The organism is Aquitalea aquatilis, from assembly GCF_005155025.1.
In the GTDB taxonomy this organism is placed as follows: Bacteria; Pseudomonadota; Gammaproteobacteria; order Burkholderiales; family Chromobacteriaceae; genus Aquitalea; species Aquitalea aquatilis.
This window is the reverse complement of the sequence record NZ_CP039731.1, coordinates 3690960-3711410: the sequence shown is the minus strand read 5'-3', so window position 1 is coordinate 3711410 and position 20451 is coordinate 3690960. Positions and strand designations below refer to the sequence as shown.

At 62.6% G+C, this 20451-nt stretch carries 22 protein-coding genes and 1 riboswitch; of the genes, 15 read left to right on the top strand and 7 right to left on the bottom strand.

Features of this window, described 5'->3' with window-relative positions; genetic code table 11:
* Window positions 1-33: 33 nt before the first annotated feature.
* The 13 genes from FAZ30_RS17350 (at window position 34) to FAZ30_RS17290 (ending at window position 12892) form a co-directional block, all read left to right on the top strand.
* Window positions 34-297, top strand: coding sequence for a cytochrome C oxidase subunit IV family protein (locus FAZ30_RS17350; protein ID WP_124643904.1), 264 nt, complete (start codon window positions 34-36; stop codon window positions 295-297).
* 9 nt (window positions 298-306) lie between these two features.
* Complete coding sequence (locus FAZ30_RS17345) at window positions 307-1113, top strand: CbbQ/NirQ/NorQ/GpvN family protein (protein WP_124643905.1); 807 nt, start codon at window positions 307-309, stop codon at window positions 1111-1113.
* Between the two features lie 7 nt (window positions 1114-1120).
* Complete coding sequence (locus FAZ30_RS17340; RefSeq protein ID WP_124643906.1) at window positions 1121-2950, top strand: nitric oxide reductase activation protein NorD; 1830 nt, start codon at window positions 1121-1123, stop codon at window positions 2948-2950.
* Window positions 2951-3096: 146 nt separating this feature from the next.
* Entirely contained in the window at window positions 3097-3312 is a 216-nt protein-coding gene (locus tag FAZ30_RS17335; protein WP_124643907.1) for a DUF3079 domain-containing protein, read from the top strand.
* Between the two features lie 159 nt (window positions 3313-3471).
* Window positions 3472-5199 carry a cytochrome D1 domain-containing protein gene (locus FAZ30_RS17330; RefSeq protein WP_124643908.1) on the top strand — a complete coding sequence of 576 codons (1728 nt, stop codon included), beginning with the start codon at window positions 3472-3474 and terminating at the stop codon, window positions 5197-5199.
* A gap of 79 nt (window positions 5200-5278) precedes the next feature.
* A complete protein-coding gene (locus FAZ30_RS17325) occupies window positions 5279-5587 on the top strand; it encodes a c-type cytochrome (RefSeq protein WP_124643909.1) in 309 nt (102 codons plus the stop codon).
* Window positions 5569-5907 carry a c-type cytochrome gene (locus tag FAZ30_RS17320; RefSeq protein WP_124643910.1) on the top strand — a complete coding sequence of 113 codons (339 nt, stop codon included), beginning with the start codon at window positions 5569-5571 and terminating at the stop codon, window positions 5905-5907. The genes FAZ30_RS17325 and FAZ30_RS17320 overlap by 19 nt, the downstream gene beginning before the upstream one ends.
* A complete protein-coding gene (locus FAZ30_RS17315; protein ID WP_199731011.1) occupies window positions 5868-7070 on the top strand; it encodes a cytochrome D1 domain-containing protein in 1203 nt (400 codons plus the stop codon). Before FAZ30_RS17320 ends, FAZ30_RS17315 begins: the two co-directional genes overlap by 40 nt.
* Window positions 7070-8074 (top strand): siroheme decarboxylase subunit beta, encoded by a 1005-nt coding sequence (ahbB, locus tag FAZ30_RS17310; RefSeq protein ID WP_137009921.1) that lies wholly within the window; start codon window positions 7070-7072, stop codon window positions 8072-8074. Before FAZ30_RS17315 ends, ahbB (FAZ30_RS17310) begins: the two co-directional genes overlap by 1 nt.
* Window positions 8058-9077 carry a siroheme decarboxylase subunit beta gene (gene ahbB, locus FAZ30_RS17305; RefSeq protein ID WP_137009920.1) on the top strand — a complete coding sequence of 340 codons (1020 nt, stop codon included), beginning with the start codon at window positions 8058-8060 and terminating at the stop codon, window positions 9075-9077. The genes ahbB (FAZ30_RS17310) and ahbB (FAZ30_RS17305) overlap by 17 nt, the downstream gene beginning before the upstream one ends.
* Before the next feature lie 200 nt (window positions 9078-9277).
* A complete protein-coding gene (nirJ, locus tag FAZ30_RS17300) occupies window positions 9278-10474 on the top strand; it encodes a heme d1 biosynthesis radical SAM protein NirJ (RefSeq protein ID WP_124643914.1) in 1197 nt (398 codons plus the stop codon).
* Window positions 10471-12027 (top strand): cytochrome D1 domain-containing protein, encoded by a 1557-nt coding sequence (locus FAZ30_RS17295; RefSeq protein WP_124643915.1) that lies wholly within the window; start codon window positions 10471-10473, stop codon window positions 12025-12027. Before nirJ ends, FAZ30_RS17295 begins: the two co-directional genes overlap by 4 nt.
* A gap of 184 nt (window positions 12028-12211) precedes the next feature.
* A complete protein-coding gene (locus tag FAZ30_RS17290) occupies window positions 12212-12892 on the top strand; it encodes a Crp/Fnr family transcriptional regulator (protein ID WP_124643916.1) in 681 nt (226 codons plus the stop codon).
* Between the two features lies 1 nt (window position 12893).
* On the opposite strand, the gene FAZ30_RS17285 is transcribed toward FAZ30_RS17290, so the two are convergent.
* The 7 genes from FAZ30_RS17285 to FAZ30_RS17255 form a co-directional block, all read right to left on the bottom strand.
* The gene (locus FAZ30_RS17285) at window positions 12894-14000 is read right to left on the bottom strand and encodes an HPP family protein (protein WP_124643917.1); all 1107 of its coding nucleotides are present in this window, start codon (window positions 13998-14000) and stop codon (window positions 12894-12896) included.
* Between the two features lie 75 nt (window positions 14001-14075).
* Window positions 14076-14516: a MarR family transcriptional regulator gene (locus FAZ30_RS17280; RefSeq protein ID WP_124643918.1), complete on the bottom strand. Its 441-nt coding sequence runs from the start codon at window positions 14514-14516 to the stop codon at window positions 14076-14078.
* 70 nt (window positions 14517-14586) lie between these two features.
* Complete coding sequence (locus FAZ30_RS17275) at window positions 14587-15150, bottom strand: YIP1 family protein (protein WP_124643919.1); 564 nt, start codon at window positions 15148-15150, stop codon at window positions 14587-14589.
* Between the two features lie 376 nt (window positions 15151-15526).
* On the bottom strand, window positions 15527-16393 hold the full coding sequence (locus FAZ30_RS17270; RefSeq protein WP_124643920.1) for an energy-coupling factor ABC transporter ATP-binding protein: 867 nt from the start codon (window positions 16391-16393) through the stop codon (window positions 15527-15529).
* Window positions 16390-17124, bottom strand: coding sequence for a cobalt ECF transporter T component CbiQ (gene cbiQ, locus FAZ30_RS17265; RefSeq protein WP_124643921.1), 735 nt, complete (start codon window positions 17122-17124; stop codon window positions 16390-16392). Before cbiQ ends, FAZ30_RS17270 begins: the two co-directional genes overlap by 4 nt.
* Window positions 17108-17398, bottom strand: coding sequence for an energy-coupling factor ABC transporter substrate-binding protein (locus tag FAZ30_RS17260; protein ID WP_124643922.1), 291 nt, complete (start codon window positions 17396-17398; stop codon window positions 17108-17110). The genes cbiQ and FAZ30_RS17260 overlap by 17 nt, the downstream gene beginning before the upstream one ends.
* The gene (locus FAZ30_RS17255) at window positions 17398-18066 is read right to left on the bottom strand and encodes an energy-coupling factor ABC transporter permease (RefSeq protein WP_124643923.1); all 669 of its coding nucleotides are present in this window, start codon (window positions 18064-18066) and stop codon (window positions 17398-17400) included. Before FAZ30_RS17255 ends, FAZ30_RS17260 begins: the two co-directional genes overlap by 1 nt.
* Before the next feature lie 64 nt (window positions 18067-18130).
* A riboswitch (cobalamin riboswitch) is annotated at window positions 18131-18341 on the bottom strand.
* 687 nt (window positions 18342-19028) lie between these two features.
* Here FAZ30_RS17255 and FAZ30_RS17250 point away from each other — a divergent pair.
* Window positions 19029-19562: a fimbrial protein gene (locus tag FAZ30_RS17250; RefSeq protein ID WP_124643924.1), complete on the top strand. Its 534-nt coding sequence runs from the start codon at window positions 19029-19031 to the stop codon at window positions 19560-19562.
* A 70-nt stretch (window positions 19563-19632) separates the two neighbouring features.
* Entirely contained in the window at window positions 19633-20382 is a 750-nt protein-coding gene (locus FAZ30_RS17245) for a fimbria/pilus periplasmic chaperone (RefSeq protein ID WP_137009919.1), read from the top strand.
* Window positions 20383-20451: the final 69 nt, after the last annotated feature.

Below are 20451 nucleotides of genomic sequence, written 5' to 3'. Positions count from 1 at the left end.
GATGCCGGGCAGCATGTCCCCTATGCTGTGCAGATGAATTATCCCGCATCTTCCCGTCAATGGCTGTTGTGGCTCTGGCTGAGCGGCCTGACCCTGATGGCTGCATTGCTGGCCGAACAGGGCCTGTCGCTGGGGCAGGGGGCCCTGGCCCGGCTGGTGTTGCTGCTGGCCTGGGTCAAGGGTTTCACCGTGATCGAGCACTATATGGGCCTGCGCCACGCTGCCCGCTGGCTGCGGCTGGTGGTGCATGGCTGGCTGCTGCTGGTGACGGGATTGCTGATTGTAAGTTTTTGCTGAGGCCCGGACATGAATGCACCCGCACCCGCTGCTGTGGCAGCGCCGTTTTATCAGGCCCAGGGCGATGAATGCCGCCTGTTCGAAGCCGCCTGGCAACAGCAGTTGCCGGTATTGATCAAAGGCCCCACCGGCTGTGGCAAGACCCGCTTTGTTGCCCATATGGCAGCCCGGCTGGGCCTGCCGCTGATTACCGTTTCCTGCCATGACGATTTGTCCGCTGCCGATCTGGTAGGCCGCCACCTGATTGGCGATGGCCAGACTGTCTGGTGTGATGGCCCGCTGACCCGCGCCCTGCGCCAGGGTGGCATTTGCTATCTGGATGAAGTGGTGGAGGCGCGCAAGGACACCACCGTGGTACTGCACCCGCTTACCGATGACCGGCGCATGCTGCCCATCGAACGCACTGGCGAGCTGTTGGAAGCGCCGCCTTCCTTCATGCTGGTGGTGTCGTACAACCCCGGCTACCAGCATGTGCTGAAAACCCTCAAGCCCAGCACCCGCCAGCGTTTTGTCGCCATGACCTTTGATTTCCCCGCCCCGGATGTGGAGCTGGCGGTGCTGCTGCAGGAAACCGGCATTGCAGAAAGCCAGGCCCGCCAGTTGGTGACACTGGCCGGGCAGTTGCGCCGCCTCACCGGCTACGATCTGGATGAGTCGGTCAGTACCCGTCTGCTGGTGTATGCCGCCAAGCTGATGATGTCCGGCATGTCGCCGCAGCTGGCCTGCCGCACCGCGCTGGCCGAGCCGCTGAGCGATGAGGCCGATACCATTGCCGCGCTCATGGCGGTGATCGACACCCAGTTCCCCGCCAGGTAGCACGCACATGGAAGACATCGTAGGGGGCTGGTGGGACAAGCTGGTGCGTCGGGCGGCTTACCGTGGCCATCCCGCCGCAGCGGTGGAGCTGGAAAGCATCGCCGCGCAGGCCCCGCTGTTTTTCCGGGCCATGGGCGGCGACCCGGCGCTGGTGCTGCGCTCTACTGTTGGCACCGAACATGGCGCACGGCGGCGGCTGCTGGAGCGGCTGGCCGGCACCGGGACCAAGGTGGAGCTGGCCTGGTGCGATAGTCAGGCTTTTTATCTGCCGGACAAACTGGACCTGTACCCGGATGCAGCGCTGAATCGCCAACTGTATTTCTGGCTGATGGCGCTGGCAGCCGCCCCGGTGCCGCCCGGTGACTGGCTGAACCGCAACCGCGCCGCCACCGCTGCCTGCCTGGCCGCCATGCCGGGCTTGGCGCTGGTGTATCAGCGACTAGTGGCGGGCTTGCTGTCCATGCGCCCCGATCCGGCACGGCTGCCCGCAGCCGAGGCCGCGGTCGAACGCGCCATCCAGGCTGCCTTGCGCCAGCCGGACATCGAACAAATCTTGCCGCCGATTACCCAGCCACCGTTGCCGGTGCCGCTATGGCTGCACCCGGAACCGCCTACGGTAGATCAGGCAGGGGCGGCTGCGCAGAGTGAGGCGCAAAACCCGCAGGGCAAGCCGCCGGACCAGCGCTCACGCCGCCGCCGCTATCGCGCCCAGCGCGTGGCGCAGGACGAACGGAAAAACGGCATGCTGCTGGTGTTTCGTGCCGAAAGCCTGTTTACCTGGGATGAGTACGTCAAGGTCAACCGCCATACCGAAGAAGATGACGACAACAATGGCGAGGCGGCGGCAGAAGACATGAACCGCCTGTCGATCGCGCAGGATGCCGATACCAAATCCAGCAAGCTGAAGTTCGATCTGGATTTGCCAGCGGCCGCCTACGATGACAGCCCGCTGGGGCCGGGCCTGAAGTTGCCGGAATGGAACTGGAAACAGCAAAAGCTGGTGGAAGACCACTGCATCATCAAGCCCATGCTGCCGCGTGATGCCCATCCTGCGGCCTTGCCGGACCGCCTGCAGCCACTGGCGCGGCGTCTGCGCCGCCAGTTTCAGGCGCTGGCCCCGGAGCGGGTGCGGCGCAGCGGGGAAGCCAGCGGCCCGGATATCGATATTGATCGCGTCATCCGTTTCATGTCCGAGCGTATGAGCGGCGTGGCCATTGCCGAGCCCGCGCTCTACCAGGCCTGGCCGCCCGGCGAGCGCAGCCTGGCCTGCCTCACGCTGGCTGACTTGTCGCTGTCCACCGAAAGCTGGGTGGGGGAGTCCGGGCGGGTGATCGATGTGATACGTGACAGCCTGCTGTTGTTTGCCGAAGCGCTGTCGGCCAGTGGCGACGCCTTTGGCCTGTACGGTTTTTCCTCCATCCGGCGGCAGGAAGTGCGGCTGCAGGTGCTGAAGGACTTTGCCGAACGCTACGACGACAACACCCGTGGCCGCATCATCGCCATTCGCCCCGGCTATTACACCCGCATGGGTGCGGCCATCCGCCAGAGCAGCCGCATCCTGCTGCAACAGCCGGCAGCCCGCCGCTTGCTGCTGATCATTTCCGATGGCAAGCCCAATGATCTGGATCACTATGAAGGCCGCTATGGCATCGAGGACACCCGCCAGGCCATTCTGGAAGCCCGGCGCGACGGCCTGCTGCCCTTCTGCGTCACGGTAGACCGCGAAGCCGGTGACTACCTGCCGCATTTGTTTGGCCACCGTGGCTATGTGGTGGTGCAGCAGGCACAGACCCTGCCACAGGTACTGACCCGCCTGTATGCCGGTTTTACCCGCTGAGCTTGCTGCGGTTTTCTTGACCTGTACTCCAAGGTGTACGCACCTTTTTCCCCGGCCCCTGGTGGCCGGGATTTTTTTGGGCAGCGGCCATGCCATTTCTTGATATGTGTCCATGAGCAGACGGCACCGCGACCGGATAATGGCGCATGGCTAAAAAATTCCCACTCAATCCACCGCACCCGGAGCGCATCTGCTGGGGCTGCGACAAATACTGTCCGGCCGATTCCCTGCAATGCGGCAATGGCTCCGGCCGCACCCAGCACCCGGCGGAAGTGCTGGGGGACGACTGGTACGAATACGGCGACTGGGGGCTGGATGTGCAGCCGGAACAAAAATCGCTGACCTTGCCGGAAAAGGAATGAATCCCGCCATGGCCAGCGTTGTGGCAGGCGGGCGGCGCTGCTTTGTTTAAACCATTGCTGGCTTGTGGTTAAAGCGTTGATTCGAATCAAGGAGGGCCATATGCCTGCGGGATGAAGATGCCGGCAACCAAGCATTACTGTCACGCTGGAGCCCTAACCATGAAGACCCCGCGCTTGTCCTGGCTGCCAAGAAGTGTGTTGCTGGCGGCCCTGCCTTTTTCCGTGATGCAGGCCTGGGCGGATACTGCCGCCACCTCGACTTCCGCCCCGGAAGCGAAATACCAGGGTGCGGCCTCGCCGCTGGCTTCCGAGCCGATGCACCAGAACATCAACCCCAAGGCACCGCCGATGACCGAGGCGGAGTTCAGCCACGCCAAGCAGATCTACTTCGAGCGCTGCGCCGGCTGTCACGGTGTGCTGCGCAAGGGGGCCACCGGCAAGCCGCTGACACCGGACATCACGCTGGGTCGCGGTACCGAATACCTCAAGACCTTCATCAAGTACGGCTCGCCGGCCGGCATGCCCAACTGGGGTACTTCGGGTGAGCTGAACGATGCCCAGGTCGACCTGATGGCGCGCTATGTGCAGCAGGAGCCGCCGACACCACCGGAATTCGGCATGAAGGACATGCTGGGTACCTGGAAGGTGCTGATTCCGCCGGAGAAGCGCCCGACCCACAAGGAAAACAAGCTGGATGTGGCCAACCTGTTCTCGGTCACCCTGCGTGACGCCGGCCAGATCGCGCTGATCGACGGCAATAGCAAGCAGATCGTCAGCGTGCTGAAAACCGGCTACGCCGTGCATATTTCCCGGCTGTCGCAATCCGGCCGCTATCTGTACGTGATTGGCCGCGACGGCAAGATCAACCTGATCGACCTGTGGATGGCCAAGCCCGACACCGTGGCGGAAATCCGCATCGGCCTGGAAGCCCGCTCGGTGGAAACCTCCAAGTTCAAGGGCTTTGAAGACAAGCTGGCGGTGGCCGGTGCCTACTGGCCGCCGCAATACGTGATCATGGACGGCAACAGCCTCAAGCCGCTGAAGATTGTCGGCACCCGTGGCATGACGGTGGACAACGAATACCACCCCGAGCCGCGTGTGGCCTCCATCGTGGCCAGCCATTACAAGCCGGAATTCGTCATCAATGCCAAGGAAACCGGCAAGATCATGATGGTGGATTATTCCGACCTGTCCAACCTCAAGACCACCACCATCGACGCCGCCAAGTTCCTGCATGACGGTGGCTTCGACACCACCGGCCGTTACTTCATGGTGGCGGCCAACGCCTCCAACAAGGTAGCCGTGGTGGATACCAAGCTGGACAAGCTGGCCGCGCTGGTGGATGTGGGCAAGACCCCGCACCCGGGCCGTGGTGCCAACTTTGTCGACCCGCAATACGGCCCGGTATGGGCTACCGGCCACCTGGGCGACGACAGCATCAGCCTGATCGGCACCGACCCGGACAAGCACAAGGCCCAGGCCTGGAAAGTGATACGCGTGCTGAAGGGGCAGGGCGGTGGTTCGCTGTTCATCAAGACTCACCCCAAATCACACAATCTGTGGGTGGATACCGCGCTGAACCCGGATGCTGCGGTAAGCCAGAGCGCCGCTGTGTTTGACATCAACCATCTGGACAAGGGCTTTGTCACCCTGCCGATCGGCGAATGGTCCGGCCTGGGCGACGGTGCCAAGCGCGTGCTGCAGCCGGAGTACAGCAAGGACGGCAGCGAGGTGTGGTTCTCGGTATGGAGCGGCAAGGACAAGCAATCGGCCATCGTGGTGGTGGATGACAAGACCCGCAAGTTGAAAGCCGTGATCAAGGACCCGCGCCTGATCACGCCGACCGGCAAATTCAATGTCTTCAACACCCAGCACGACATTTATTGATCTGGGATAAGTCGCTCCCGCTCTTCCGCTGTTGAAATCCGGCAGACAGCACATGGTCTGCCGGACCAAGGAGAATACGATGAAACATGCACTGATCGCGCTGGCCCTGTGTGGGGCTGTTGCTGCTTCGCTGGCCCAGGCGGCCACCGGGCCGGAACTGGCCAAGCAATACAACTGCCTGGCCTGCCACAGCGTGGATGCCAAGCTGGTTGGCCCGTCCTACAAGCAGGTGGCAGCCAAATACAAGGGCCAGGATGTCACGGCCAAACTGATGCAGAAGGTGAAGGCGGGCGGTTCCGGCAGCTTTGGTGCCATTCCGATGTCGCCCAATCCGCAAGTGCCGGATGCCGATCTCAAGCAGCTGGTGGCATGGATTCTGGCCCAGTAAGGCGTGGCATCTGTCTGGCGGCCTTGCTGGCTGCCAGCCTGTGCCAGCAGGCCGCAGCGGCCGCCCCGGCCGAACCCCGTGCCAGCGCGCTGCTGCAACTGCTGCATAACGATTGCGGTGCCTGTCACGGTCTTAGCCTCAAGGGCGGGCTGGGCAGCCCGCTCACCCCCCAGGCGCTGGCCGGCAAACCGGCCGACAGCCTGGTGGCCACCATCCTCAATGGCCGCCCCGGCACCCCGATGCCGCCATGGCGGCCTTTCCTTTCCGAAGAAGAAGCGCAATGGCTGGTTCAACTCTTGCAACAGGGCGGCGCACGCTAGCCCGTCTGCTGGCACCGCTGCTGTGCCTGGCTCTGGCCGCCTGCGCCAGCACGCCGCTGCGTGGCACAGGTGATCTGGGTGTGGTGATAGAGCGGGCCAGCGGCAGCGTGCAGATCGTCGACAACACGCATGAACAGTCGCTGGCGCGGGTGCAGGGCCTGGGTGATCTGTCGCATGCCTCGGTGGTATTTTCGCGCGATGCCCGCTATGCCTATGTGTTTGGCCGCGACGGTGCCATCAGCAAGGTGGATTTGCTTACCGCCCGGCTGGTCAAGCGCGTGGAGCAGGCCAGCAACAGCATAGGCGGTGCCATTTCCAGCGATGGCCGGGTGATCGCCGCGCAGAATTACAGCCCCGGCGGGGTGAAGCTGTTTGATGCCGATAGCCTGCAGCTGTTGTCCAGTATCAGCACGGCGGCCTTTGGCGGTGGCGAATCCAAGGTGGTGGGTCTGGCCGACATGCCGGGCAATCGCTTTGCCTTTGCCCTGTACGACAGTGGCGAAATCTGGCTGCTGGATGCCAGCACGCCCACGGCACCCAAGGTTCAGCGCTTCGAGCACATCGGCAAGCAGCCTTACGACGGCCTGGCCAGCAGCGATGGCCGCTATTTCATTGCCGGCCTGTATGGCGAAGATGGCCTGGCCTTGTTCGATAGCTGGCATGCCGATGCTGGCGTGCGGCGCATTCTGGGCGGCTATGGCCGTGGCCGGCAGGCGCTGCCGGTGTACAAGATGCCGCATTTGCGTGGCTGGTCGATTGCCGGCGACTACGCCTTCCTGCCCGCCATCGGCCAGCACGAGGTATTGGTGGCCGACAACCGCAGCTGGAAGCAGGCAGGCAGTGTCCCGGTGCTGGGCCAGCCGGTATTCGTGATGGCCGAACCGGGCGGCCGCCGGGTGTGGGTGAATTTTGCCTTTCCCGACAATGACAAGCTGCAGGTGATTGATGTGCCGAGCAGGCAGGTGATCAAGACCCTGCAACCGGGCCGCGCCATCCTGCACATGGAATTCACCGCCCGTGGCGATGCGGTGTGGCTGTCCAGCCGTGACGACAACAAGCTGGTGGTGATCGACACCGCCACGCTCACTACGCGCAGCACGCTGCCGGCGCTGGAGCCGTCCGGCATTTTCTTTACCTGGCGCGCCAGCCGCATGGGGATGTGATGCCAGACCTGCCAAGCCCCACCGCGCTGCCGCCGCGCAGCCTGCATGCCCTGGACCGTTGCCAGAAGCAGTTTCCGCTCAGCGCCATGCCCTTTGCCGACATGGCCGCCCTGCTGGGCGATGGCTGGACGGCCAGCGAGCTGCTGCAACTGCTGCAGTCGGCCCGGCAGGCTGGCCTGCTGTCACGGCTGGGCGCGGTGTTTGCCCCCAATACCGTGGGCAGCAGCACGCTGGCCGCGCTGGCCGTGACAGCGGAACGGCTGGATGCCGTGGCCGCCTTTGTCAGTAGTCATGCCGAGGTTAACCACAACTACCAGCGCGACCATCACTTCAACCTGTGGTTCGTGGTGACGGCCAGCGATGCCGCTGCCGTGGCCGAGGTGCTGTCGCGCATCCGTCTGGCCACCGGTCTGGTGCCGCTGAACCTGCCGTTGCTGCGTGAATACCATATCGATCTGGGTTTTGCGCTGGATGGCAGCACTGCTGTGCGTCAGCCGCAGCGTCTGCCAGACCCCATCAGCCCGGACTGGCGCCAGCAGCGCTTGCTGGCTGCCCTGCGTGATGGGCTGCCGCTGCAATTGCGCCCGTTCCAGCGGCTGGCCAGCGGCTGCGGCCTGACCGAGCAGGAGGTGTTGCAGCAGTTGCAGGACTGGCAGGCGCAAGGCGTGCTGCGGCGCTTTGGCGCAGTCTTGCGCCATACCGAGCTGGGCTATCGCCACAATGCCATGTGTGTGTGGCAGATCGACGATGCCGCCACGCGTGAGCGCATTGCCCGGCAACTGGCTGGCGAGGCCGCGGTGACGCTGTGTTACGAACGTCCGGCGCGGCCACCGCACTGGCCTTACCAGCTGTTCTGCATGATTCACGCCAGCGATGCCGCCAGCCTGCAGGCTGCGCTGGGGCAGATCATCCAGCGCCATGGCCTGCAGCCTTATCCGCATGCCGTGTTGCCCTCCCTGAAACGCTACACCCAACGCGGAGCCTGTTATGGCCATCACGCATAGCCGGGCTACGCTCAACCCGCTGGAAACCAGCATCGTCAACCAGTTGCAAGGCGGCTTTCCGCTGGACAGCCAGCCCTTTGCCGGCGCTGCTGCCGCGCTGGGTTGTAGCGAGCTGGCCTTGCTGCAGGGGCTGGATGGCCTGCTGCAGCGCCAGGTACTCACCCGCTTTGGCCCGCTTTACCAGATAGAGCGCATGGGCGGCTGCTTTGTGCTGGCCGCACTGGCGGTGCCGCCGGCCCGTTTCGACGAGGTGGCGGCGGCGGTCAACAGCCTGCCGGCGGTGGCACACAATTATCAGCGCACCCACAAGCTCAATATGTGGTTTGTGCTGGCCGCGGCCAGCCAGGCGGGGATTTCCGCCGCCTGCAGCGCCATCGAACTGCTCACCGGCCTCACTGTGCATGCCTTCCCCAAGCAGCGCGAATACTTTGTCGGCATGCGCTTTACCGTGGGCGGCCAGGCGGCGGTGGGGCAGGCCAGTGCCGGGCGCGCCAGTGTGGACCACAGCCAGCATGTGCCGGAGCTGGACCCGGAACTTGACGAAGACGACTGGCGGCTGATCCGCGCCACCCAGGCCGGCCTGCCGCTGGTGCAACAGCCCTACCGCCAGCTGGCCGACAGTCTGCAATTGCCAGAGCAGGAGGTGTTGAGCCGAATGGGCCGCATGCTGGAGCAGGGGGTGATCCGCCGCATCGGTGCGGTGCCCAATCATTACGCCATCGGCTACCGCGCCAACGGCATGGCGGTGTTCGATGTGGCGGACGAGCAGGTCGACGAACTGGGCCAGCAGCTGGGGCAGCTTGATTGCGTCAGCCACTGCTATCGCCGCCCGCGTCATCTGCCGCACTGGCCGTACAACCTGTTTGCCATGGTGCATGGTGGCAGCCGCCGGGCGGTGCGCGAGCAGCAGGGCCAACTATTGCAACTGCTGGGCCCGGCCTGCCGTCGCCATGCGCTGCTGTTTTCCACCCGCATCCTGAAAAAATCCGGCCTGCGGGTGTAGGCCCGTGCGGCTGATAAATCCTTGCAGAGCAGCAGGGTCAAGGCGCGCCGCTGCAGTTAGGACAAGCTGTACGACCAGCAGGCGCAAGGCCGCAGCAGCGGTTTGTTAGCCGGTCTTGCTTCATCCCGTTGATACGGGTCAAGGAGCATGGCCCGCTTGTCCCCGCACACTGTCTGCCGTCACCCTTGCCGGAGCCTTTCATGCTGCGCCTGACACCCTATCTGCAAAGCCTGCTGGACCCGGCTGCCACACCCGCACGCGGTGGCAAACCCAGCGGCCCGGTGGTGATCTGGAACCTGATCCGCCGTTGTAATCTCACCTGCCAGCATTGTTATTCCACCTCAGCCAACAAAGACTTCCTGGGCGAACTGTCCACTGCCGAAGCCTGTGCGGTGATGGACGATCTGTATGCCTTTGGCGTGCGGGTGCTGATCCTGTCCGGTGGCGAGCCGCTGCTGCGGCCGGATATCTTCGAGCTGGCCGCCCGCGCCAAGGCCATGGGTTTTTATGTCGGCCTGTCCAGCAATGGCACGCTGATTGATGAGCACAATATTGCTGCGCTGGCCGCGGTCGGTTTCGACTATGTCGGCGTCAGCCTGGATGGCATCGGTGCCACCCACGACCGCTTCCGCCGCCTGGCCGGTGGCTACGAGCTGGCCTTGCGCGGCATGCGCCTGGCGCGCGATGCCGGCCTCAAGGTGGGCCTGCGCTACACCATGACCGAAGACAATGCCGATGACCTGCCGGCGCTATTGCAGCTGCTGGCGGTGGAGGACATCGACAAATTCTACTTCTCCCATCTCAACTATGCCGGACGCGGCAACAAGCACCGGGCCGACGACGCACGCCAGCCGCGCACCCGCTGGGCGATGGACTTGCTGATCGAGTCCTGTCTGCAACACATCCGCGCTGGCAAGCCGCGTGATTTCGTCACCGGCAACAACGACGCCGATGCGGTGTACCTGCTGCACTGGGCCGCGCGCCATTACCCGGAGCAGGCCGCGCAGCTGCGTCAGCGTCTGCTGGCCTGGGGGGGCAACGCCAGCGGGGTGAACGTGGCCAATATCGACAATCTGGGCAATGTGCACCCGGACACCATGTGGTGGAAGGTGACACTGGGCAATGTGCGCCAGCGGCCGTTTTCCGCCATCTGGCAGGATGAATCCCACCCGCTGATGGCTGGTCTGCGCCAGTCGCCACGGCCGGTGGAAGGGCGCTGTGCCGCCTGCCAGCATCTGGCCATCTGCAATGGCAATACCCGGGTGCGCGCCTGGGAGCTGACCGGCAATTTCTGGGCGGCAGACCCGGCCTGTTATCTGAGCGACGAAGAAGTGGGCGTCGCCAGCGGCGTGCATGCGCTGGCACCGCTCACTCCCTGGCAGAAGGAGACAGCATGATCAAACGCTGGCTAGCCTTGTTGGGCATGGCGCTCAGCCTGCCACTCCATGCCGCCTCCGCAGCCGAGCCATCGCCGGCTGCGCAGTTATACGGCCAGCATTGCCAAAGCTGCCATGGGGCAGACCGGCTGGGCGGCATGGGCCCGGCCTTGCTGCCGGAAAGTCTGGAGCGGCTGAAAACCGCCGAGATCAGCAACACCATCCGCCAGGGCCGCACCGCCACCCAGATGGCCGGTTTTGCCGGCCAGCTCACTGATGAGCAGATCAGCCAGCTCACCGCCTATGTGCAAAGCGCCCCGGCCACGCCGCCGCGCTGGAGCGAGGCCGACATGCGCGCCTCGCACCGCCAGCCGGTGGCACTGTCCAGCCTGCCGGCCAAGCCGCAATACACAGCTAATCCGCTCAACCTGTTTGTGGTGGTGGAGGCGGGCGATCACCATGTCACGGTGCTGGATGGCGATCGCTTCCTGCCCATCACCCGTTTTGCCAGCCACTATGCGGTGCATGGCGGGCCCAAGTTCTCGCCCGATGGCCGCTTTGTCTATTTTTCCAGCCGCGATGGCTGGGTGACCCAGTACGACCTGTACAGCTTGCAGGTGGTGGCGGACATCCGCGTGGGGCTGAACACCCGCAATATCGCGGTATCGGATGACGGCAACTGGATTCTGGCCGGCAACACCCTGCCGCAGACACTGGTGCTGCTGGATGCCCACGGTCTGGCCCCGGTCAAGACCATTGCCGTGCGTGATGCCGCCGGCCGCCCGTCGCGGGTATCCGCCGTTTACGAAGCCGCACCGCGCCACAGCTTTGTGGTGGCGTTAAAAGATGTGCCCGAGCTGTGGGAAATCAGCTACGACCGTCATGCCGAGCCGGTTTACCCCGGCCTGGTGCACGACTACAAAATGGGCGAGGCGCTGGCGCAGCCGGGTTTCCTCACCCCGCGGGTGACGCCGCTGTCCATGGTGCTGGACGACTTCTACTTCGATCCGTCCTACCGCCATGTGCTGGGTGCCTCGCGCAGCGGCCAGGCGCAGGTGATCAGCCTGGATGCGCGCAGCAAGGTGGCCGACCTGCCGCTGCTGGGCATGCCGCACCTGGGCTCGGGCATCAGCTTCGAGCGCGATGGCCACCGCATCATGGCCACGCCCAATCTCAAGGGCGGCCAGCTCAGTTTCGTCGACATGGACAGTTGGCAGCTGATCAAGGAAGTGCAGCTGCCGGGGCCGGGCTTCTTCCTGCGCAGCCATGAAAACACGCCCTATGCCTGGGCCGATTCCATGATGAGCGCGCACAAGGACACGCTGTCCATCATCGACAAGCGCACGCTCAGCGTGGTGCGCCAGCTGGTGTTGCGACCGGGCAAGACTACCGCCCACGTCGAATTCACCCGTGATGGCCGCTATGCGCTGGTGTCGGTGATGGAAAATCCGGGCGAGCTGATCGTGGTGGATGCGCAAACCCTGCGCGAAGTGGCCGCCTTGCCCATGGCCAAGCCCATCGGCAAATACAATGTATTCAACAAGGTCAACCGCTCGGAAGGCACCAGCCATTAGATAGATGCCCTCGCTCCGGCCTGCCACCTGCTGGCCGGACTACGCCGGTAGAACTAGCCCACTCCCTGCTTACTACGCATGGTGGCTTTAAGGCCAGTGGCCTATAGTCGCCAGCGTGGGCGGTATCGGCCGGCTGGAGATGGCGCCGCTTGTTATCCACCCGGTTTGGCATACGGAAATGACCATGGCTACAGTTGATATCCCTTCTTTTTTGCGTCACCAGCCCTTGTTTCAGGAACTGTCGGAAGCGCAGATCCAGGCGCTGGTGCCTTTCACCCACGAAGTACGCGGGGGAAAGGGGCAGGTCGTGTTCCAGAAGGGCGACCCCTGCGATGGCATGTTTCTGGTGGTGTATGGCCGGGTCAAGCTGGCCCTTTCCTCGGCGCAGGGCAGCGAAAAGGTGATGGAAATCATTCATCCGGGGCAGAGCTTTGCCGAGGCGGTGATGTTTCTGGGGCGGCCCTGTCCGGTCATGGCACAGTTTCTGGAAGACGGCTTTTTGCTGAAGGTGGAAGCAGAAGCCATTTATCAGGCGATTGAACGCGATGCCGCGTTTGCCCGCCGCTTGCTGGCCGGCCTGGCCATGCGCCTGCATGGTCTGGTACGCGATGTGGAGCGCTATTCCATCGAAAACTCATTGCAACGGGTGACCGGCTATCTGCTGCAAAATGTCGATCCGCAGCGCGGGCCACTGCCGGTAGTGACGCTGCCGGTGAACAAGAACCTGATTGCCTCCCGCCTCAACCTGACGCCGGAAACCTTCTCGCGCATGCTGCACCAGCTGAGCGAGGGCGGGCTGATTGAAGTCAATGGCCGTGAAATCGTGCTGCTGGACGCCGACCGCCTGCAGGGCTCGGCGGACTGAGTCAGTTTTTCAGCAGAATGGCAATCAGGTCGGACTGGGTGATGATGCCGCACAGCTTGCCATCGGCATCCACCACCGGCATGTGATGCAGGCCGCCATCGGAAAAAGCCTGGCTCAAGGCGGTGATGGGCTGCAGGGCTGCAACATGGCGTACCGGGCTGGTCATGATGTCGGCCACCGTACTGCTTTCCCAGCCGGTGCTGCCCGGCAGATGCGCTGCCTGCCCATGGCGCGGCAGGAAAAAATCATGCAGTGACACAATGCCCACCAGCGTTTGCATGGGGCTGATGACCGGCAGCGCCTTGATCTTGTGATGCGCCAGCTTGTCCCAGGCCTCTTGCAGGCTGGCCTGTGCACCTATGCTCACCACATCGCGTGACATGATGTCGGCGCAATGAATGCCACCCAGCCGGCGCTGCTGCGCCTGTTCTTCTGCCGCCGTCAAAATGGCGAGCAAATCTTCCTCACTGATATCCAGTACTTCGCCATGCGCTGCCAGCGCCTGGTGCAAATCCTGCTGGCTGATGGCACGGCGCTGGCTGGGCAGGGGGTCGGCCGTGTGGTGCGCGTTGCTCGCCGGCTGCGGACGGTGCGGATAGCCACGGCGCAAGGCATTGTTGAACAGCAAGGCCATGCCCAGCATGAGGGCAGAGTTGACCGCCACTGGCCACAACACAAACTGGTAACCCAGCGCGCTGATGGCCGGCCCGCCCAGTACGGCGGTCATGGCGACTGCACCGCCAGGCGGGTGCAGGCAGCGCAGCTGGAACATGGCGGCAATGGCCAGCGCAGCGGCCATGCTGGCTGCCAGCACCGGGTCGCCAATGTAGCGGGCACAACTGACGCCAATGGCCGCAGACAGCATATTGCCGCCGATGATGGACCAGGGCTGGGCCAGGGGACTGAACGGCACGGCAAACAGCAAGACGGCAGATGCCCCCATGGGCGCAATGAACCACGGATTGATCTGGCCCAGCATCAGGTGACTCAACAGCGCGGTCACTTGCAGGCCCAGGCCGGCGCCAATACAGCCATAGAGACGTTCGCGGCGTCCAGCGCCCAGGGTGGGGGGAACAAAGCCCTGCAAGTAGTGAAGAAGTTGCTTCATGAAGTCAGGCACGGTCGCAGCCAGGATGGGGGGGGTGGCTATAATATCGCATTGCGATGTAAATGAATGGCCTGATTACTGTCCGGTCTTGAGTGCTTGCTGGATATTCAGTAGCAAATCCGTCGATGGGCTGTCTGCCAGATCCTTGAGCATCAGCAATTCATCGCGATGGGCCTGGGCCAGTTTTTCCACCAGTTCCAGCCCCTTGGGCAGCAAACTGATTTCCACCTGACGGCCATCGTTTCGGCCGGGGGATTTGCGTACCAGTTGCTGCGTCTCGCAGCGATTGATCAATCCCACCACGCTGTGATGGTGCGATTGCAGCCTTTCGGCCAACTCGGCCACCGTGGCCCAGTCGCGCTCTGGATAACCCTGAACCTGCAACAGCAGCTGGTATTGCAATGGCGTGATGCCATGGCTTTGCGCCAGCTCCTCGCTGAAACGCAAGAACTGGCGCAAGCGGTAGCGAAAATCGGCCAGATATTCAAAATCCTGTTTGCAAAGCGGGCTGGACATGGGCGGGCAGGGCAATGGTAATGCGCTACCTTAACATATCCGGTCCGCCGGCAAGCTGCTGCCCGCTGGCCTACAGCAGCGGCGTCATCAGCAAGGCCACCACGAACAGCCACACCAGTGCACCCACGGAAAACACCGTGTAGGCCATGGACTGGGTGCTGACTGAGTCGTCATGTTCAAACAAGGCATCCAGTCCGTGATAGAGCAGCATGCCCGATGCCAGCAGGCCGATCACGCCGCAGGCCATATTGAACAGGGGCAGCGGCAGCAGCAGGGTCAGTGTGGAGAGCCAGATGGGCACAGGTGCAATGGCGGCCAGGCGATAGCAGTCGGCAAATGCCGGGCGCGAGGGCGCATGCACCGACTGGCGGATGACCCAGGCCATCAGCGGCACGGCCAGCCAATTGGTGACCATGAATAACAGGCTTACCACCAGCCAGTGGGTGAAGGAAACTTCTGGGGCATAGACATTGCCATGGTAACTGGCGGCAAACAGCAGCATGGCCGTACCCAGCAGCGAGCCGGGTAGGACGATGCGATAAAAACTGGCCGAAACCGAGGAATGGGATTGGGACAGGGTGTCCCAGCTATGGCCTGACGACCACAGCATGCGCAGGGGGCTAAGCGGGCTCATGACAGTCTCCTTGGTAAACAGCAGTGCTGTCATTTAAATATATCGCACTACGATATAAATGCAATGCCCATTTGCAGGTAGGCATAGCCGGGCAGCCATCCACCGTTTTGAAGTCAGCCTGCTGGCAGGGCAGGGCCACTCGTGTTTACCCCGGCCGGCCGGATGTGAAAGCCTGTGCCGAGTGTCGCGAGCGAGAGTGAGACAAGGCGAGAACGACTAAGGACGCGGAGTTTGCCTGGAGTCAATGAGCATTCCGCAGGCGCTTTTAACACGGTATCACCGCAGCGCAGCAGGCTATGAACAGCTTTTGACAAGGAAAGCCGCCGGCCATGGCGGTGGCAGGCTTAAACCTGGCGGCTCAATGCGTGCCACCTCTTCAGTCGGCCAGGTTTGTTTGATGAGATTCGTGCTGCCACTGCCCGACCAACGCCATGATGTCGCCAGCAGTGCGCGGCATGACGGCATCGGCGGCCAGCAGGCCCTTGTCCTGTGCAAAGACCACCATTTGCAGCAGTAGGGAGGGGCTGAGTTTGGCGGCCAATAGCATGTCCTTGTCCAGCAAGATCTGGCGGCGCTCGCCAAAGCCGATGACCCGCCCGGCAGCAAACAGGGCGATATCATCCGCCAGCCCGCAGGCCAGATCGACATCGTGGGTGGAAAACACGATGGTGATGCCTTGTTGCATCAGGGTTTGCAGGATTTCAATCAGCTGGGCAATGCCTTCGTGATCCAGCCCGGCGGTGGGTTCATCCAGTAGCAGCACCTCCGGGGCCATGGCCAATGCGCCGGCAATGGCGACCCGTTTCTTTTGTCCGCCGGAGAGCATGTGCGGCGGGCGGTTTTCCAGCCCGGCCAGGCCCATGGCCCGTATTGCTTCCTCTACTCTTTGTTGTGCGGCGGCGGCCTCCAGCCCCTGGTTTAATGGCCCGAACGAGATGTCTTCAAATACCGAGGCCGCAAACAGCTGGTCATCGGCATCCTGCAAGACCAGGCCCACCTTGCTGCGCAGCCGGTTAAGCCCCTGGCGCGAGTAGGTCACGGCCTCCTGCTCCAGCAACACGCTGCCATGATCCGGCCGCAAGGTTCCATTCAGATGCTGCAAAAAAGTGCTCTTGCCCGAGCCGTTTGGCCCGAGCAAGGCCAGGCAGCGGCCCCGTTGAATGGAAAGATTGATGCCTGACAGCGCAATGACATTGCCAGGAAAGGTATAGCCAAGCTGCTGGACACTGAGAATGGTGTTCATGAAAAAAGGGTTCCGACCAGCACTACGCTACCCAGTAACAGGCTGGTCCATGTCAGGCGTGTCAGGGATAGCGGCTGCGTGCGCCGCAGGACGTTGAATTCGCCGTTCCAGCCGCGGGCGGCCAGGCCGTTTTCCATCCTGCCGGCCCGATCCATGGCGCGTGGAAACAGATTGGCCAGTAGCAGGCCGAGCGAGCGCAGCTGTTGCTTGCGATTGCTTTGTCCCAGTCGCGCGGCCTGTGCCGTATGCATGGCGCTGGCGGTGTCCAGCAGCAGGAAAACCAGCCGGTACATGATCAGGCTGATTTCGGCAATCTCGCGCGGCAGGCCGATTTTGCGCAGGCTGGCCAGGATATCGGTGACCGGGGTGGTCAGGGCAAGCAGCAGCAGGCAGCAGATTCCGGCGAAAGATCTGAGCAGCAGGCCGCATACCGTTGGCAGCGCCGCTGGGGACAAGCTCAGGCCGTGGCGGCTGACATCAAACAGCATGCTCAGCCCGGCGGTCAGCAGGAAGCCGGCGGGTATCAGGGCATAGCGCAACCAGAGTCGCAACGGCACTCTTGCACCCAGCAGCGTCACGCTCAGTACGCTGGCGATGATGCAAGGGGCGGCCGGCCAGGGTGGCAGGCTGATGGCCAGCAGCAACATGCCGATAGCCAGCAGGGCCTTTTCCAGCACCGGCCTTTCCCGCCAGCGACTCAGATGCGCATAGTGATCAATGCTCAGCTTCATCGCGGGCGGCCAGTCCCTGGCGTTTGCCGATGACGTAGCCGATGACGCCAGCGCCAATGGCGGCCTGCAAGGCAAACAGCAGGCTTTCCACTTCGCCGCTTGGCGGCTCCCAGATGGGGGAGAACCAGGGCTGGTAGCCTGGCTTGGCGTGGGTAATGGCGGCGGTGGCCTGATCGTCCGAGCCGGCAAATTTGCCTTCGACCAGCAAGAGCGGCAGCACCAGCAGTGCGACCGTGCCCAACAGCAGCCATTTGCTACGGGATGACTTGGCCATTAGCGTGTCTCCCCGGCAAGAATGCTGACTTTTCTGATATCGGCTACCTTGCCGGCCAGCGCATCCATCACCACCACCGTCAGCATGCCCTCGGCAATGGCCAATGGCACTTGCGTCAGCGCAAAAATGCCACCGAACTTGATGGCGGCAGTCATGAAGCCACCCACCGGGTCCGGATAGGCGAGTGCCAGCTGGATGGAGGTGGTGATATATGTGGCCAGATCCCCCAGCGCAGCGGCAAGAAACATCGACACCGCCACCGACAAGCCAAGGCGCTGCCCCAGCTTCCACAAGCCATAGCTGACCCAGGGGCCGACGATGGCCATGGAGAACAGGTTGGCCCCGAGCGTGGTCAGGCCGCCATGGGCGAGCAGCAAGGCCTGGAACAGCAAGACCATGGCCCCCAGCACCGCCATCACCGCCGGCCCGAATACCACCGCGCCAAAACCGGTACCGGTGGGGTGCGAGCAGGAGCCGGTCACGCTGGGCATTTTCAGGGCAGACAAGACAAAGGCAAAGGCGCCGGCAGCGGCCAGATTCATTCTGGCTTGCGGACGTTCCGACAGGATTTTGCGTATGTGCCAGACACCGCCGGCAAAGAAAGGAGCAGAAACGGAATACCAGGCAAGACAGTGCTTGGCCGGCAAATAGCCTTCCATGATGTGCATGAGGATGACCCACAGTGAAAGTGGCGCGGACTCTCTATACAGCCCCCCGGCTGCATGACAAGCGCGCTCACAGACGATGATGGCAGGTCTCCTGACTTCCGGCTCCAGCAGCGTTGCGCGTCTTCCCGGCTTGGTGTCTTGCTGGTGGATGCAGCCAAGACAGCCAGTGACATGATGCGCAAAACCTAACCGATTACAGTTGCGGGGGCAGTTGCAGCATTGCACTGCATTCCCTTTTCACCGGCGTTGCCGGCACCATCAATGGCCGTCAGGATACGCCAACTTCATGCCCTGCGCAAAATGGCCGCCCTGGCGCACGCCCCGGGCATGGCGCGGGTGCTGCTTGTCTGGCACCTCCAGCCTCGGGCTGCCCACGGGCGGCCGGCAGTGGCTCCTGGCAAGGCAAGCCTCCTTAAGTGTTCGCATTTTGTCAGGCACTGCATTTCGGTTCATTTCCTGGTTTTCATCAGCGCCTCTGCATGCATTTTCCTTGTCTTGCTTCCTGCCAAATGTACAAACGCACGGCTGCTGACTCGCCACGCCACAAAAAGCAGCGGCTGCGGCTGCGGTTGTGGCTGTGTGTCCTCGCTGGCAGGCAACTGAATGATTTGATTAAAAATCAGCGGCTTGAAATGGTGGCTCTGCTTGCAGCACCCCCGTGCAATCTAGCTTTTGTCATATTTGACAGGAAAAATTACAACACTTTCAAGAAAATTCTTTTCAACATGAAGATGCTGAGCTTACAATTGTAAATAACAACAGCTTAAACATTTAATATCTAATTCGCTCGACACCATTGTCATGGTGCTGAGGCGGGTGGCAAGGCTGTTGCGGGTGGTTTGCGAGTGTTCTGGCTGACTGCGTCTTGCGCAGTGGCGGTGGAAGCTTGCGGGGAAGGGCGCCAGGCTGGCGTTCTGTCTGGGGCAGTGTGCTGCCCTGTTAATGCGATGGAGTTTTAGAAAATGAAAAAGATTGTTTCTGTCTTGGTAATCGGGTTGGGCATTTACTCTGCTGGCGCGCTGGCAGCGGATGGCACCATTACCATCAACGGCAAGATCACGGCCAATACCTGCACCATCACCGGCACCAGTGGCAGCAACGTCACCGTGACCCTGCCGACGGTGTCCACCTCTGCGCTGGCTACTGCCGGCCAGGTTGCCGGTGTCACCCCGTTTGCGCTGAACCTGAGCAACTGTAACGGCACCAGTGCCCAGACCCATTTCGAACTGGGTGCCACGGTGGACCAGAGCACCGGTAACCTGTTCAATGCCAGCGGTTCCGGCATGGCCACCAATGTGGAAGTACAGCTGCTGAACAATACCTTCCAGCCGATCAATGTTGCCACCAGCGCCAACTCGCAAACCGTCACCCTGTCCGGCAGCTCGCCGAACAAGACCGGCACCATGAACTACTACGCCCAGTACATCGCCACCGGTGGCGCATCCACCGCGGGTACGGTGAATACCAGTGTTCAGTACTCGATGATTTACAACTAAGCAGCACCCGCCCGGTGGTCTGGGGAGTGCCTCCCCGGATCGCCAGGGCAATCGTTGAGGCAGGTGCAGAATGAAAAAAATAGCAAAACTCGGGGCAGTCGTGTTCACCAGCATGGCCATGTTGCTGGCATCCGCCGCGCAGGCCAATGTGGTGATTACCGGTACACGCATCATCTACAAGTCAGATGATCGCGAAGTCACCATCAAGATGGACAATGTTGGCCATGACCCGGCGCTGGTACAGGCGTGGGCAGATCGTGGCAATGAAAAGTCCGAACCCACCACGGCCGATGCGCCCTTCCTGATCATGCCGCCGATTTTCCGGGTGGACCCGGCTAAGGCGCAAACGGTGCGCCTGACCTTTACCGGCGATAGCGTGCCGCAAGACCGCGAGTCGGTGTTCTGGCTGAATATCCTGGATATTCCGCCCCTGCCCAAGGCCAGCAACGAGCAGCACAACTATGTGCAGGTGGCCTTCCGCTCCCGCCTCAAGCTGTTCTATCGCCCGGCCGGCCTGGCCGGCAATCCGGATGATGCGGCAGACAAACTCAGCTGGCAGCTGGTTTCCCTGGGGGGAAAGCTTGGCTACGCCTTGCGCGCCAGCAATGCCAGTGCCTTTCATGTCTCGCTCAATTTCAGTGCCATCCAGCTGGGTGGTCATGAATACCGCAGCGAGGGTGGCATGGTCGCACCCGGTGGCAGTGCCGATTTCAAGCTGAAGGGGCTGACTGCGCGCCCCACCGGCGAGGCCGCGCTGCTCTACGAAAGCATCAATGATTTTGGTGCTCCGGTTGCGCACAGCCTGCAGCTGAAACCTTGATCAATCAGGACCGGGCCGCCGCGACGCATGTCGTTTGTGCCGGCCGGGTTCATGCCAGATAGCGTGCTG